This window comes from Achromobacter sp. GbtcB20 (assembly GCF_019091095.1).
Classification (GTDB): domain Bacteria; phylum Pseudomonadota; class Gammaproteobacteria; order Burkholderiales; family Burkholderiaceae_B; genus Achromobacter; species Achromobacter mucicolens.
In genome coordinates, this window is the sequence record NZ_JAGXJZ010000521.1 from 1 (window position 1) to 273 (window position 273).

Consider the following 273-nt stretch of genomic DNA (forward strand, 5'->3'; position numbering starts at 1 on the left):
ATCAAACACAATGCTATTTTTTTGAACGTTCGCTAATCGGGAGAATAGATCCGTTATATGCCTTGGTGTTAAAACAATTCCAAGCGATCTCTTGTCGCCACCAGTGTACCGCAAGAATTCACCATAGAATTGGCCAATAACGTCGTAGTCATGATAAATACTGATGAAGGGCCATGCGTGGGTATTAATCTTGTCGATCAGGTTAAACAACGGACTTTCGCCTGTAGTCTTCTGAACGCGTCCGAGTTCAGGGTGAACGCGTAGATAAGAATA

At 42.9% G+C, this 273-nt stretch carries 1 pseudogene; it reads right to left on the reverse strand.

What is annotated here, in order from left to right:
- Nucleotides 1–210, reverse strand: a pseudogene (locus tag KVT32_RS30040) (SAM-dependent methyltransferase); the annotation flags it as partial.
- Between the last annotated feature and the right edge of the window lie 63 nt (nt 211–273).